The following is a 14,079-nucleotide window of genomic DNA, read 5'->3' as shown; positions in this document are numbered from 1 at the left end:
ATTACTCGTCTTCTGGATCGATACGGCGGCGGCTAAGGATGCGCAGGATACGCCACAGCACCCAGGCCAACAGCACGACGCTTATCGCGGCGAAGATAGCCAGCAGCACCGGATGGTTCGACAGCGCGTACCAGATGCGCTCGAACCACGGCAGGTGGCCCACATAGTAAATATCGCCGACGCGCAGGCTATCCACACCGGATTCACGAATCACCGCTACCGAGCCGGAAATCGCCGCCCGTTTGCCGCTGTCGTTGAGCGCATTGTTCAGCAGCTCGTAACCTCGCGGGCTGTCGGCCAGTAAAGCAAGGACGCTGCGCTGGTCGTTATACGGCGACTGGAAGCCGACGATCGCGGCCATGGCGCCTTTGGAGGTGACCTCCGTTTGCGTATCCGCCGCGCGATCTTTGGGATCGGAAACGCCGTTCAGCAGCGGAGTCTGGCGAACCGGGGTTTTCACCCAGCTTTGCGTGGCTTCAACCAGCAGATCGATACGTTTGTCATCTTTCATCGTTGGCGGAACAGTGCCGATGATCATGATATCCGCATCTTTGCCCTGAATGGTGCTGCCATCATCCGTCAGGCCCACGTTTACGGCAGGGAAGCCGGTTTGTGAACCAATGGTGCCAAGCGCGTCCAGCAGCGCAGTCACCTGAGCCGGGTTAGGTTCTTTGCTGACCACCACGATAGTTTGCGAGAGATCTGCCATGCGGCTGAACGGGAAGCCCGCATTCGCAAAGGTGCGCAGATCCGGCATGGCAATAAAGTGGTGATAGTTAGAGAAGTCGATGGTTGACTCATCTTCCACCACGACGTGGTTTTGGACCGGCTGGAACGTAATACAGTTCTCTATCGAGCCGCCAGGCATCGGGTTCATATACGAGAAGTCAAAGCGCAGCTGGTTGGCGGCGCCCAGACGCAGCGCGGGAATCGACACATCCGTTTTGCCGTCCAGCAGGCCCTGCAGCACCGGCAGGCGCAGCAGCAGCTTATTGTTCTCTTCGCTCGGCGTCAGGTTGAACGACTGCAGGAACTGGTTGTTCAGGCTAATGTCCATGCGCGAGCTGTCTTTCATCGCCGGTGCAGTGTAGCGATACTTCAGGTTGAGATCGATGCCGTTACTGCGCAGCAGATAGAGATCGGGCGGCAGATTCATCGTCACGCTAATGGCGCTCGGCTCCTGGCCACTGGACTGCAGCTGCTCCTGGTAAGTTTTCATCTCGCCCAGCGTTACCGGCCGGTCAGTTCTCACCCAGTTTGGTGCATCGTAAGGTTCGCGTGGCTGCAAGGGCTTCACGTCATCCACGGTGACGCTGCTGCCGCGGAACAGGATATTCCCCTGGGCAATGCCTTTTGCCGCCTGCACGAGGTCCTTATCATCACGGCCCATCACCACCAGCAGTTTGACGTACGGATTATCCGGGTGGGTCATCATCTCAACGGTTGGCGCCTGCACGGCAGGATGGTCGCGCAGGAAGTCCGGGCGCTTATCGTTGGTCGCAAAAACTATCCCGTTGCTGGCCGGCAACTGATTGAAGAGCACCGGGAAGCTCTGCCCACGCCATGCGGTATGGGAACCAAACCACGAGGCGACAATCCCGGCGGCACGCTGCTGTTCAATATCCGGGCTGGCAGCAAAAACGACAGGCAGCGTCAGCGGGCGATCGTCTCGCGAGTCGAAGAAAGGCACCGGGAAATGCGACAGATCGTTTTGAACCGGCAGGCGCTGGTAGGTCAGCGCCAGCGAGCTGCTGCGACCGACGTCCATCCACAGCGTGGTGCTGGCCGGATTCTCGCAGATGTCGCGGTAGTGGCCGACAAACTCCAGCCTCACGCGGTTAAAGTCGGTGATATACAGCGGGTCAACCGGCACCTGTGCAAAGGTCTTTTTGCCCAGTTGCTCTTTGGTCACCGGCAGGACGCCCATCAGCTCGTCGTTAAGATAGACTTTAAGCTGCGACTGCACCGGCAGCAGCGAAGGTGAAGGGGTATATTCCAGGTTCAGCAGCGCTTTCGAGACGATTTCATCCCGACGCATCCCAAACTCTACCCCGCCATTCGGGTTCACGCCGGTCAACACCATGCTGCCCGGCGGCGGCGCAATTTGCGCAAAATTCAGTTTCACATCGCGGGAGGGCACATTTTCGGCGACGATGGGCGCATTTGCGCCAGGTACGCCCGGTAAGACTTGCCCAACCGTCGGGGCGCTGCCAGCGGGCGTCGCGGGAACGATCGCCTCGGTTGAACCCGGCGCAGGCGTAACCACTGCCTGATTTGCCGTCGCCACGGCAGGAACCGTCGGAGCCGGCGTCAAATCAGCCGAATTTGCCACTGTAACAGGCAGGGCGCTGATGCCTACCGCCGCTGCATAAAACCAGGATATTTTTCTTTTCATCGCGTTATCATCAAATTAATCAAGCTGTTGACAAACCTCAGGCGAAAGAAGAAACACCAGAGAACATCAATTCGTGATTTCAGTTGCCGGCTACAAAGAGGGAAAAACCACGCTTTTTCCCTTTTGGTGAGCAATTTCGTTAAGCCAGGGCAGACAAAGCCCGCCGTTTTGCTGGTTTGGCCGTCGGGCTGTGCGGAATAAACGACACAATCCAGTCCACCAGCGTGGTGATCGCGTGGAAAACAAACTTCAATGACGGTGGAGCGAACTCCGCAAGGTGCCGGTAACCCCGGAATCCAAGCTTGAGAATATCCACCAGACTTTCCAGCGGCTTATCCTCAGGGAAACTGTCCTGCCACAGCGCCCAGGTATCGGCGCGGGCAAAAGTACACTGAATAAAATCGATATGCTGTTTGGTGGTCATCTGCGCCAGCTGCAGGCCGACTTCATCGCCAAAGACACGCATCACCTGAGCCGGGAAGAAGAACTCCTGCGCCCCACGCTTCAACAGCAGGTTCACTTTCTGCCCTTCCAGCACCTGAGTCGGGCCATGAATCTTGATCCCTACCCCGCCGTCTGAGTAGTCATGCACGGTGCACGGGAAGAGGTGACCATCTTCACGCGCCAGCGCGGCCGGCATGGCGATTTCAACACGGTGCGCTCGCCGGACCTGCTTACTTTCCACGGAAACGGCCACCGCGCCGCCCAGTATTATCAAGTTGTAGAACACCCACAGCAGACTCACCACCACCGTTAGCGCTTCGTTTTCCGGGCCGTAGAAGAAGCGCCATGCCCCAAAGGCAACGCCCAGCAGGTTAATCAGGACTAAAATCAGGTACGGACGCGTGATGACCCAATCCACATATTCGTTTTCAACCAGCCCGCCCTTTGCGGTCACGTTGAACTTCCCTTTGTGCGGATTAAACAAGGCCACCAGCGTAGGCTGAGCGATGTACCAGGCCAGCACAGTTTCGTAAATTTCACTCCAGAAAGAGTGGCGATATTTACCCTGGATTTTGGAGTTGGTCAGGCTGGCGTGGATCATGTGCGGCAAAACAAACAGCGCAATCATGATGGCCGGGGCGTAAATGATATAGGCGTGTAACAACAGGAACGCCAGCGGTGCCGTCAGGAAGATAAGCCGCGGGATCCCCGACAGGAAATGGAACATGGCGTTGGCATAACAGAGCCGCTGGGCAAACTTCAGCCCCTTACCGAAGAACGGGTTATCGAGACGGAATATCTGCGTCATCCCTCGCGCCCAGCGAATACGCTGCCCAATGTGCGCGGAAAGACTTTCCGTTGCCAGCCCCGCAGCCTGCGGAATACGCAGGTAAGCCGAGGTATAGCCCCTGCGGTGCAAACGCAGCGATGTGTGGGCATCTTCGGTCACGGTTTCAACGGCAATACCGCCAATTTCATCCAACGGGCCACGGCGAATCACCGCGCAAGAGCCGCAGAAGAACGTGGCATCCCACATATCGTTCCCGTCCTGCACCAGGCCGTAGAACAGCGTCCCTTCGTTAGGCGTTTTACGGAAACGCCCCAGGTTGCGCTCGAACGGATCGGGCGAGAAGAAATGGTGCGGAGTCTGCATCATCGCCAGCGATTGTTCTTTGAAGAACCAGCCCATGGTTAGCTGCAGGAAGGAGCGTGTGGGCACGTGGTCGCAGTCGAAGATAGCGACAAAATCGCCCTTCGCGTGCTTCAGCGCGTTGTTGATGTTCCCCGCCTTTGCGTGCTCGTGCGTCGGACGGGCGATATAATTGACCCCGACCATATCGGCAAACTGCTTAAACTCGTCTCGCCCGCCGTCATCCAGAATCCAGATATTCAGCTTGTCCTTCGGCCAGTCAATGCCCAGTGAGGCATAAATTGTCCCCTTCACGACGTGCAACTCTTCGTTGTAGGTCGGCACAAAAATATCCACCACCGGCCAGGTGCTTATGTCTTTTGGCATCGGCACCGGCTGGCGGTTAAGCGGCCACACCACCTGGAAATACCCCATCACCAGCACCAGCCAGGCGTAGGTCTCGGCAAACAGCAGCCCCAGTCCGAAGACGAGGCTGAGCGGATCGTTCCAGTTCAGGGTCGAAGTGTAGCGCCACCAGATGTAGCGACAGGATACGGTGAGCGACAGCACAATCAGCATCAAGGCAGAGAAACGCCCCGGTAAACGCCGAACGATCAGGGCCACGCCCCACAACAGCATCAGGAAAATAAACTGTGACAGCGGGTTAAACGGCTGGGTAATACAAAGCAGGGCAAGAATGGCCGAAAACACAACAATCACGCCCAGAATGATCCGCCGGGTTGTGTGGTTGATATGGCTTAATTCTTTCTTTTCATCTAGATGCTGCGTCCGGTTGCTAATGTTTTCCGGCAGTTTATCAAGCCAGCCGTGCCAGCTTTCACGCCAGGTCTGCATCCGGCCAAAAGAGCGTACCCGCGGGCGCCCGGCTTGCTTACTGACGCGGAGCAACAGCCACAGGCTTTGGATACCGTAACGCACCACGTCCAGCGGGCGCGGCCTGTCTGGATTGATATGCGGGTAGAACTGGTCATGCCCGACGCGTATGCGCTGCCAGCGGGGGCCTTCAAGCGGCAGAAAAACCCAGGCAAGAATCAAGACGATGCAGCCCAGCGTCGCACTGAACATCGGGGCACCGTTGCGGCGAAAAGTACGATAACGCTCACCCAGCCGCTGGCTGGCAGCGGGGAGTAACAGCCAGGAGGCCAGATGACTCATGCCTTCTTCCCTGCAAGGTTCAACAGGCACCAGTTGGCGAGCGTCATGATTTCCTCGGCAATCAATGAATCCGGACGGTATTCGCCCAGAGGCTGTTTTACCGCCGCACTTTCGGCCATCGCCTCATCCCGGTGAAGAATAATGGGGATCATCGTGCGCTGGCTTTGCAGCCAAATTTGGTAGATATCATCCTGCAGCTGACTGGCCACCTGCAGATAGTTCACCAGAATATGCGCCCCTTGAGGCAAAGCCTGCTGGTGCAAACGAATATGGCAGTTGGTGTCCGGTTTAACCACCGTCACCACGCTGTCAGTTTGCGCTAAAATCTGGCGGGTCAGGGCGTTAAAGCCGTGGGGCAAGTCCAGTAATATCCACTGGTATCGCTGACTCGCTTTCAGGTCGGCAAGAAAATGGCTGAAGTTGCCAAGGGCTTTTTCCACCGTGTCGAACGTTTCATGCTCAGCCGGGCTGAGCTGGCCAAACGGCAGCACGTCGAGATGGCTGGTATAGCGCCATGCACATTTGCGCCAGTCTTCGTTATCCAGCATGGCCCGCGCCCAGCCCTTTGGCTCTGCGAAATCAATATTATAAAACAGACGCAGCAGGTTATCTGGCGAGATATCCACCACCAGCACCGATTCCCCAAGTTGCTGCAACGACCAACCAAGCGCCGCGGTAATAGACGTCGTCCCTACGCCACCACGCAGCCCTTGCAACCCAATGACAGCCATCAGGCCTACTCCCTATTGTTGCGTTAATTCAGCCAGCAGCGGCCAACGTTTAATTGCCGCCGCCAGTTGTTCCTGCTGCGATATATCGGTGTAATCTATTTCGGGCAGTGAAAATGCTTTACTCAGCGCCAGAAAATCATTTTGGAAGGCATAAACAAGCTTGTTTTCCTGAGCATTGCCAGTCTCTTCATCTTGCATTTTAGTTGTCATCTCTTGGTCAGGTTTCGTCAGCAGTGATAACGGCAAATGCCAGGAAAACGAAAAATGTTTTACAATGCTAAAACTGATGCTGTTTATTTTCAATGGTAGGTTTCTTTCTCAGCTTACGCTAGTAAACTGACATACATACTAATTTATCTCCAGGGGACGCCATGGAACCCATATTTTCGCTTGGCTTCCGTTCGTTGTGGAACGAATTGAACCACATGCCCGCAGGCGGCGTCTGGTGGCTGAACGTAGAAAGTCAGGATGATGCAATAAGTATTGTTAATCAAACAGTTGTTTCCCAACAATCGACGGCAAAGGTTGCCGTCATTTCGATGTCAGCAAAGTCTGGGCAAGCCATAAAGCTCGATCCGACTAAAGGGCCAGAAAAAGTACGCCTTTTTACCATGCCCTCATCCATCAATGGGCTCAACGCGCTGCGCCGCGATCTCATGTGCAGTATTAATCCTGAGCACTACTTTTTTATACTTTTAAGCTCAGATAACGTCTGGGAAAATATTTCCCCAGAGGATTTACGTCATTGGCTCGCCGTAATGGGAAAATGGACTAAACGCAATAAGTGCAGTCTGCTTTTTGTTAATGTTGGAAATAACAATGATAAACAATTCTCATTATTAGTCAGCGAGCATCGCAGTCTTTCCGGGCTTGCCAGCCTGCGGGCGCAAAGTGATATCCATCGCTATGACATCGCCTTTTGGTGTAATGAAAAAGGCGTTACTGCCGATCAGCAGCTCAACGTCCACTGGCAAAACGGGGCATGGCAGGTTGTAGAGGATGCCGAAAGCGCGCCTCAGCCGCGCAGCGATGAAAAACGCGTCCTCAGCCACATTGCTGTTCTGGAAGGTGCTCCTGCCCTGTCGGAAAACTGGCAGCTCTTCGAAAACAATGAGCAACTGTTTGACGCCGCGCGAACTGCACAGGCCGCCACAATTATTTTCTCGCTCACCCAGAATAGCCAAATCAACAGTATCGCCCGCCAGATTCACGCCCTCCGCCGCCAGCGCGGCAGCGCGCTGAAACTGATCGTGCGGGAAAACCAGGCCAGCCTGCGAGCCACCGATGAACGACTTCTGCTGGGCTGCGGGGCAACGCTAATTATTCCGTGGAACGCCCCGCTTTCACGCTGCCTGACGATGATCGAAAGCGTGCAGGGTGTGAAATTCACTCGCCATGTCCCGGAAGACATTACCGTGCTCATCGACCAGATGCAGCCGCTAAAACTGCGCGGTTATCAGAAATGGGACGTTTTCTGCAACGGTATCGGGACGCTGATGAACAACGCCCTGCTGCCGGAGGATGGCAAAGGCGTGATGGTCGCACTGCGCCCGGTGCCGGGCCTGCGCGTTGAGCAGGCGCTGACGTTATGCCGTCCAAACCGCATGGGCGATATCGTGACCATCGGAGAAAACCGGCTGATGCTGTTCCTCTCCTTCTGCCGTATTAACGATCTCGATACCGCGTTGAACCATATTTTCCCGCTGCCGGTGAACGACCTTTTCACCAACCGCATGGTGTGGTTTGAAGACAGCCAAATCGCCGCCGAAATACTCCAAATGCAGGCCATGCGCCCGGAGAAATGGGTAAAACCGCTGGCCGCCACGCTCGACCTGAACAGCGTTCGCCATGCCAGCCACGAAGGGCATAGCTGGCGCAGGCAGCCCACGCCTGTGACGCTGCTGGATGACACCCCGAGGGAACAGACACAATGATGAACATCACAGACATCATTCAGCTCGTCGTGCTTTGCGCGATAGTTTTTTTTCCGCTGGGCTATACCGCTCATCGCTGGCTTCCCCGCTTTACCGCCGCGGTGCGGCTGATGTTTTTAAAACCACGCTACGTTAAACCGGCCGGGACGCTACGCCGACCTTCCGCCAGGGCAGACCATCAACATGACTAATCACTCTCAAACGGCAAAATCGCCGGCTCATTTTCTGCAGTACTGGCGTGGTCTGGGTGGCTGGAACTACTACTTCCTGTTGAAGTTCGGTTTGCTATGGACCGGTTACCTGAATTTTCACCCGCTGGCGAACCTGGTCTTTCTTGCCTTTTTGTTATTCCCGCTGCCGCCGCTGAAGCTGCACAAACTGCGTAACTGGATAGCCCTTCCCGTGGGGATCGGCCTTTTCTGGCACGATACCTGGCTGCCCGGCCTCGACAGCATGATGAGCCAGGGGAGCCAGGTCGTTGGCTTCAGTGCAGACTATCTTCTCGACCTGGTAACCCGCTTTATTAACTGGCAAATGATCGGCGCGGCGTTTGTGCTGCTGGTTGCCTGGCTTTTTGTCTCCCAGTGGCTGCGCGTCACGGTGTTTGTCGTGGCTATCCTGGTCTGGCTCAACGTGTTGACAGTGGCCGGCCCGGCTATCTCTTTACTGCCCTCCGCCTCACAAACAACGGCCTCCGTTAACACCAGCGGTACCGCCGGGTCAACGGCCGCCGCCAATACTGCAGCACCTTCTTCCGGTGATATTCCGGCACAAACGGCCCCGCCGACAAGCGACAATATTACCGCCTGGCTGAACAACTTCTACGCCAGCGAAGCCAAACGGCAGACCAAATTCCCGGACGCACTGCCCGCTGACGCACAGCCTTTTGAGCTGCTGATCATCAATATTTGTTCCCTCTCATGGTCCGACATCGAGGCGGTAGGCCTCAGCTCGCACCCGCTGTGGAAACACTTCGATATTCTGTTCAAGAACTTCAACTCGGCGACCTCCTACAGCGGCCCGGCGGCTATCCGCCTGCTCCGCGCGAGCTGCGGGCAGTCGTCTCACAAAGGGCTTTATGAACCCGCCGGCAATCAATGCTATCTGTTTGATGACCTGGCCCGTCTCGGCTTCAAGCAGCAACTGATGATGGACCACAACGGGGTATTCGGTAACTTCCTGAAAGAAGTGCGGGAAAACGGCGGGATTCAGGTCCCACTGATGGATCAAAGCGGGCTGCCGAGCAATCTGCTGGCATTTGATAATTCGCCAATCTACGACGACACCGCCGTACTGCAGCGCTGGCTGCAGGGTGAGCAAAATGACGGCGCGAACCCGCGCACGGCCACCTTCTACAACCTGGTGCCGCTGCACGACGGTAACCATTACCCTGGCAACAGCAAAACAGCCGACTATAAGGCGCGGGCGCAGAAGCTGTTCGATGAGCTGGATTCTTTCCTGACCGAGCTTGAGAAGTCGAACCGCAAAGTCATGGTGGTGATTGTGCCGGAGCACGGCGCGGCGTTGAAAGGCGATAAAATGCAGGTTTCCGGGCTGCGTGACATCCCGAGTCCTGACATCACCCACGTGCCGGCAGGCGTGAAATTCATCGGCATGAAAGCACCGCACAGCGGCGATGCCATTGAAATCAACCAGCCAAGCAGCTATCTGGCGATTTCAGAACTGGTTTCCCGCTCGGTGGACGGCAAAAACTTTGTTGCCGACCAGGTGGACTGGAGCGCGCTCACCAGCAATCTGCCACAAACTGCCCCGGTTTCGGAAAACTCAACGGCAGTGGTACTGAAGTATCAGGATAAGCCTTATGTCCGCCTGAGCGGGGGTGACTGGGTACCGTATCCGCAATAACGTTTGTGTTTAGACGACCAAAAACCGGTGCCTGGTGCGCCGGTTTTTTTATGGCGAAAATCGAAAATACTGTGCAACAACTGCAATAAGTCTAAATCTTCAGCGAGATGGATTCCTGAAAGAAAAAGACGTCATATCGAGATGCTGCTAAGCCCACTGCCGGACATTACGTTAGCCCAAAGGACTCAGGGTAATTTCTACGCGGCGATTTTGAGCTTTACCATCCGCGGTGCTGTTGCTGGCGATCGGGTTCGCCGGGCCTGCACCGGTGGTGCGAATACGGCTGGCCTCAACGCCCTGGGTAATCAACGCGCTTCCTACGCCGTCTGCACGCTGCTGTGACAGGCGCATATTCAGCTCGTTACTGCCGGTGCTGTCGGTGTAACCGACCACGTTAACCGCCGTTTTGGGGTACTCTTTCAGCACCACCGCCACGCCGGTCAGGGTATTGGCACCCGCCGGTTTCAGGGTGGCGCTGCTGCTGTCGAAGGTGACATTGTTCGGCATATTCAGCACGATGTTATCGCCGCTGCGGGTCACGCTCACGCCGGTTCCGCGCATTTTGTCGCGCAGCTTAGCTTCCTGCACATCCATGTAGTAACCGGCGCCGCCTCCGAGGGCTGCACCAGCCGCGGCGCCAATCAGCGCGCCCTTGCCGCGATCTTTCTTCGATGACGAAAGTGCCCCCACGCCCGCCCCAACCAGCGAGCCAATCCCGGCACCTATGCCAGATTTTCCGGCCTGGCTTTCGCCGGTGTACGGATTGGTGGTGCAGCCGGAAACCGCTAAGGTGCCACACACGACGGCGGCGATAATCATGACGCGTTTTTTCATCTTATTTCCTTCTATCCTTATTCATCCTTTGCCGGATATGCGCCCGGCGATTGATTATGACGGCAAATCGTGTAGAAAATTCCGGTAAGAATTCTGAATAGTTAACATAAATACGCGGGCGTACAGCCCAGCACCTGCCATCGCGGAGCCCAAATTGGCCTATACATCGCCTGCACGTAAACAGATCCTCACCGCCGCACATTGGGGCCCCATGCTGGTCGAAACCGACGGGCAACGGGTTTACCACTCTCGCGGCGCGCTTGAAACCGGTCATCAAAACTCGCTACAAAGTGCCGTGCCCGACCAGGTTCACAGCAAAGCTCGCGTGGCGTTTCCTATGGCCCGGAAAGGGTTTCTGGCCTCCCCGGATAAGCCTCAGGGAGTTCGCGGTAAAGATGACTATGTCCGCATCAGTTGGGATGATGCCCTGACGTTGATTCACCAGCAGCACAAGCGCATTCGCGAGAGCCACGGCCCGGCGGCCATTTTCTCAGGTTCCTACGGCTGGCGATCCAACGGCGTGCTGCACAAAGCCTCCACGCTGCTTCAGCGCTACATGAGCCTCGCGGGCGGCTATACCGGGCATTCCGGCGACTACTCCACCGGTGCTGCGCAGGTGATCATGCCCTACGTGGTGGGCTCTAACGAGGTTTACCAGCAACAGACCAGCTGGCCGCTGCTGCTTGAGAACAGCGAAGTCGTGGTGCTCTGGAGCGCGAACCCGCTCAACACGCTGAAGATTGCCTGGAATGCCAGCGACGAACAGGGCGTGAAGTTCTTCGAACAGCTAAAAAACAGCGGCAAAACGATCGTCGCCATCGACCCGATGCGCTCTGAAACGGTGGATTTCTTCGGGGAACGAGCCGAATGGATCGCCCCGCATATGGGCACCGACGTAGCGCTGATGCTCGGCATTGCCCACACGCTGGTCATTCGCGGCAGGCACGATACCGCTTTCCTCGCCCGCTGCACCTATGGCTACGACAAATTTGAAGCTTACCTGCTCGGCAACACGGACGGGATGCCTAAAAGCGCGGCCTGGGCGGCTGAGATCTGCGGCATCCCCGCGGTAACCATCGAAAATCTGGCCGATCTTTTCAGCCGCAAGCGCACCATGCTGATGGCGGGCTGGGGTATGCAGCGCCAGCAATACGGCGAACAGAAACACTGGATGCTGGTCACGCTGGCCGCCATGCTGGGCCAGATTGGCACCCCGGGCGGCGGCTTTGGTCTTTCCTACCACTTCGCCAACGGCGGCAACCCGACCCGCAGCGCAGCGGTTCTCGGTTCCCTGCAGGGCTCTCTTAAAGGCGGCACCGATGCCGTGGAGAAAATCCCCGTGGCGCGCATCGTCGAGGCGCTGGAAAACCCCGGCAAGGATTACCAGCACAACGGGCAACGGCACACCTTCCCGGACATTCGTATGCTGTGGTGGGCCGGCGGCAGTAACTTCACCCATCATCAGGACACCAACCGCCTGGCCGCAGCCTGGCAAAAGCCTGAGCTGATCGTTATCTCCGAATGCTTCTGGACCGCAGCGGCAAAACACGCCGATATCGTTCTGCCGGTGACCACTTCGTTCGAGCGGAACGACATGACGATGACCGGTGATTACAGCAATCAGCATCTGGTCCCCATGAAACAGGTCGTCGCCCCGCAGGGAGAAGCGAGAAATGACTTTGATATTTTTGCAGAGCTAAGCGAACGATGGGAATCCGGCGGTGAAGCACGGTTCAGCGAAGGGAAAAATGAGCTTGAATGGCTGGCGTCTTTCTATGATATCGCCCGTCAGCGTGGCGCCACGCAGCAGATCGAGCTCCCGGACTTCAATGAGTTCTGGGCAGCTAACCAACTGATAGAAATGCCAGAAAATGCGAAAAATGCCGAATTTATTCGCTTTGCCGCTTTTCGGGACGATCCTGAGGCAAACCCACTCAAAACGCCGAGCGGTAAAATTGAGATCTACTCTGAGCGCATCGCCAGCTTTGGCTATGCCGACTGCCCGCCGCACCCAAGCTGGCTGCCACCAGACGAATGGCAGGGCAATGCTGCCTCCGGCCAGCTACAGCTACTTTCATCCCATCCGGCTCACCGCCTGCACAGTCAGCTGAACTATGCCGGACTGCGCGACCAGTACGCCATCGCCGGGCGAGAGCCTATTACGCTGCACCCGATTGACGCTAAAGCGCGCGGCATCGCTCACGGAGATTTAGTGCGGGTATGGAACGCTCGCGGGCAGGTGCTGGTTGGCGCTCAGGTAACCGATGGCATCAGGCCCGGCGTGGTGTGTATCCACCAGGGCGCATGGCCCGACCTGGATGAAGACCGGCTGTGTAAAAACGGCGCGGTTAACGTCCTCACCATGGATATTCCGTCTTCGCGGCTGGCCAACGGCTGCGCGGCAAATAACTCCCTCGTCTGGGCGGAGAAATTTACTGGTCCTGCTCCTGTCGTGACGGCGTTTGATCCGCCTGCCAGTTCATAATCCACGTCGGGTGCTGCGTTTCTTCCTGCCAGGCGCTCTCTTCGATATGAAAGCCGTGGCGGTGGTAGAAATGCACCGCCCGGCGATTTTTTTGATACACCTCGAGACTTAAGGCCGGGTATTCCGCCTTCACCTTCGCCAGCAATTCGCCGCCGATCCCCTGCCCGGCAAAAGAAGGTGCCACGAACAGCGCGCCGATAAACTGCCGATCCATCACGCTGATAAACCCCACCGTCTGCTGCTGGTGCAGATAAACCCACGTTTTTGACTGAGGAATATAGACATTTCGTACCAGATTGAGGCTTTCGTACCAGTAGCTTTCCGGGATAAACGGATGGCCGTCGATAGTACTTTCCAGCCAGAGCGCCATGAGCGCATCCATTTCCCCAATGTTAAACAGCTGGATCATTGGCGAACATCAGGGTGGCAGAAGCAGCCCGTCACATGGTCATTGACCAGGCCGCAGGCTTGCATAAACGAATAGCAAATTGTCGACCCCACAAACTTAAACCCACGTTTTTTTAGCGCTTTAGACAGCGCATCTGACGTCGGTGTAAAGGCCGGGACCTCGCGGAGTGAAGCGGCATGCGACACCTGAGGTGTATGGTCGACAAATCCCCAGACAAAATCCGGGAAACTCTCGCCGTTAGCTTCCATCGCGAGGAAAGCTTTGGCGTTGGTGATGATCGCCTCGATTTTCCCTCGGTGGCGAATAATGCCGGCATCCTGCATCAGCACATCCACCTCTTCCGGCTGAATCAACGCCACGGCATAGGGGTCAAAATGCCTGAAACGCTGTCGGTAATTTTCGCGTTTTTTCAACACGGTGATCCACGACAGCCCGGCCTGCTGGCCTTCCAGGCAAATCATCTCAAAGAGCTTCTGCCCGTCGGTAACCGGCACGCCCCACTCTGTGTCGTGATACTCCAGATACAGCGGATCCTGAGTGACCCAGCCACAACGTTCCATTTAGCTCTCCCTGTAACCTGCCGAGCGCGGGTAAATTTTACTTTCTGACAATAGTGAATCCGGGATATTTCGCAACCCTGAATGAGATCAAAGAAAGGGCACTTAACACCGGTAAT

11 protein-coding genes are annotated in these 14,079 nt (G+C 56.4%); 4 read left to right on the top strand and 7 right to left on the bottom strand.

Annotated elements, in window-relative coordinates; all coding sequences use genetic code 11:
- Position 1: 1 nt before the first annotated feature.
- The 4 genes from bcsB to bcsR all read right to left on the bottom strand — a co-directional run bounded on the left by bcsB (position 2) and on the right by bcsR (position 6,073).
- The gene (gene bcsB, locus ACREYP_RS22840) at positions 2 to 2,395 is read right to left on the bottom strand and encodes a cellulose biosynthesis cyclic di-GMP-binding regulatory protein BcsB (RefSeq protein ID WP_336819356.1); all 2,394 of its coding nucleotides are present in this window, start codon (positions 2,393 to 2,395) and stop codon (positions 2 to 4) included.
- A gap of 139 nt (positions 2,396 to 2,534) precedes the next feature.
- Complete coding sequence (gene bcsA / locus ACREYP_RS22835) at positions 2,535 to 5,144, bottom strand: UDP-forming cellulose synthase catalytic subunit (RefSeq protein ID WP_336819354.1); 2,610 nt, start codon at positions 5,142 to 5,144, stop codon at positions 2,535 to 2,537.
- Complete coding sequence (bcsQ, locus tag ACREYP_RS22830; protein WP_166878813.1) at positions 5,141 to 5,875, bottom strand: cellulose biosynthesis protein BcsQ; 735 nt, start codon at positions 5,873 to 5,875, stop codon at positions 5,141 to 5,143. The genes bcsA and bcsQ overlap by 4 nt, the downstream gene beginning before the upstream one ends.
- Before the next feature lie 12 nt (positions 5,876 to 5,887).
- Positions 5,888 to 6,073, bottom strand: a complete 186-nt coding sequence (bcsR, locus tag ACREYP_RS22825) for a cellulose biosynthesis protein BcsR (RefSeq protein WP_038483072.1) — start codon at positions 6,071 to 6,073, stop codon at positions 5,888 to 5,890.
- 173 nt (positions 6,074 to 6,246) lie between these two features.
- Here bcsR and bcsE point away from each other — a divergent pair, with 173 nt between their 5' ends.
- From bcsE to bcsG, 3 genes are read left to right on the top strand one after another with little or no spacing between them, the layout of a single operon-like run.
- Entirely contained in the window at positions 6,247 to 7,809 is a 1,563-nt protein-coding gene (gene bcsE / locus ACREYP_RS22820; protein ID WP_336819353.1) for a cellulose biosynthesis protein BcsE, read from the top strand.
- Complete coding sequence (gene bcsF / locus ACREYP_RS22815; protein ID WP_008460596.1) at positions 7,806 to 8,000, top strand: cellulose biosynthesis protein BcsF; 195 nt, start codon at positions 7,806 to 7,808, stop codon at positions 7,998 to 8,000. The genes bcsE and bcsF overlap by 4 nt, the downstream gene beginning before the upstream one ends.
- Positions 7,993 to 9,675 carry a cellulose biosynthesis protein BcsG gene (gene bcsG / locus ACREYP_RS22810; protein ID WP_336819352.1) on the top strand — a complete coding sequence of 561 codons (1,683 nt, stop codon included), beginning with the start codon at positions 7,993 to 7,995 and terminating at the stop codon, positions 9,673 to 9,675. The genes bcsF and bcsG overlap by 8 nt, the downstream gene beginning before the upstream one ends.
- A gap of 171 nt (positions 9,676 to 9,846) precedes the next feature.
- On the opposite strand, the gene ACREYP_RS22805 is transcribed toward bcsG, so the two are convergent.
- The gene (locus ACREYP_RS22805; protein WP_336819351.1) at positions 9,847 to 10,509 is read right to left on the bottom strand and encodes an OmpA family lipoprotein; all 663 of its coding nucleotides are present in this window, start codon (positions 10,507 to 10,509) and stop codon (positions 9,847 to 9,849) included.
- A gap of 211 nt (positions 10,510 to 10,720) precedes the next feature.
- Between ACREYP_RS22805 and ACREYP_RS22800 the strand changes: the two genes are divergently transcribed.
- The gene (locus ACREYP_RS22800; protein WP_498881410.1) at positions 10,721 to 12,994 is read left to right on the top strand and encodes a molybdopterin guanine dinucleotide-containing S/N-oxide reductase; all 2,274 of its coding nucleotides are present in this window, start codon (positions 10,721 to 10,723) and stop codon (positions 12,992 to 12,994) included.
- Here the strand turns inward: ACREYP_RS22800 and ACREYP_RS22795 are convergent.
- Both ACREYP_RS22795 and tag read right to left on the bottom strand, forming a co-directional pair.
- Positions 12,942 to 13,403: an N-acetyltransferase gene (locus ACREYP_RS22795; RefSeq protein ID WP_008460587.1), complete on the bottom strand. Its 462-nt coding sequence runs from the start codon at positions 13,401 to 13,403 to the stop codon at positions 12,942 to 12,944. The genes ACREYP_RS22800 and ACREYP_RS22795 overlap by 53 nt on opposite strands.
- Positions 13,400 to 13,963 carry a DNA-3-methyladenine glycosylase I gene (tag, locus tag ACREYP_RS22790; protein ID WP_336819349.1) on the bottom strand — a complete coding sequence of 188 codons (564 nt, stop codon included), beginning with the start codon at positions 13,961 to 13,963 and terminating at the stop codon, positions 13,400 to 13,402. The genes ACREYP_RS22795 and tag overlap by 4 nt, the downstream gene beginning before the upstream one ends.
- Positions 13,964 to 14,079: the final 116 nt, after the last annotated feature.

It is taken from the genome of Enterobacter sp. TMH.L2, assembly GCF_050847315.1.
GTDB lineage: Bacteria > Pseudomonadota > Gammaproteobacteria > Enterobacterales > Enterobacteriaceae > Cedecea.
Note: the sequence above shows the minus strand (reverse complement) of the source record. Positions and strands in the feature narration are given on the sequence as shown.

Bases quoted from the DNA above. Each gene is read 5' to 3' on its own strand.
- bcsB (WP_336819356.1), bottom strand. From the start codon at position 2,395: ATGAAAAGAAAAATATCCTGGTTTTATGCAGCGGCGGTAGGCATCAGC.
- bcsA (WP_336819354.1), bottom strand. From the start codon at position 5,144: ATGAGTCATCTGGCCTCCTGGCTGTTACTCCCCGCTGCCAGCCAGCGG.
- bcsQ (WP_166878813.1), bottom strand. From the start codon at position 5,875: ATGGCTGTCATTGGGTTGCAAGGGCTGCGTGGTGGCGTAGGGACGACG.
- bcsR (WP_038483072.1), bottom strand. From the start codon at position 6,073: ATGCAAGATGAAGAGACTGGCAATGCTCAGGAAAACAAGCTTGTTTAT.
- bcsE (WP_336819353.1), top strand. From the start codon at position 6,247: ATGGAACCCATATTTTCGCTTGGCTTCCGTTCGTTGTGGAACGAATTG.
- bcsF (WP_008460596.1), top strand. From the start codon at position 7,806: ATGATGAACATCACAGACATCATTCAGCTCGTCGTGCTTTGCGCGATA.
- bcsG (WP_336819352.1), top strand. From the start codon at position 7,993: ATGACTAATCACTCTCAAACGGCAAAATCGCCGGCTCATTTTCTGCAG.
- ACREYP_RS22805 (WP_336819351.1), bottom strand. From the start codon at position 10,509: ATGAAAAAACGCGTCATGATTATCGCCGCCGTCGTGTGTGGCACCTTA.
- ACREYP_RS22800 (WP_498881410.1), top strand. From the start codon at position 10,721: ATGCTGGTCGAAACCGACGGGCAACGGGTTTACCACTCTCGCGGCGCG.
- ACREYP_RS22795 (WP_008460587.1), bottom strand. From the start codon at position 13,403: ATGATCCAGCTGTTTAACATTGGGGAAATGGATGCGCTCATGGCGCTC.
- tag (WP_336819349.1), bottom strand. From the start codon at position 13,963: ATGGAACGTTGTGGCTGGGTCACTCAGGATCCGCTGTATCTGGAGTAT.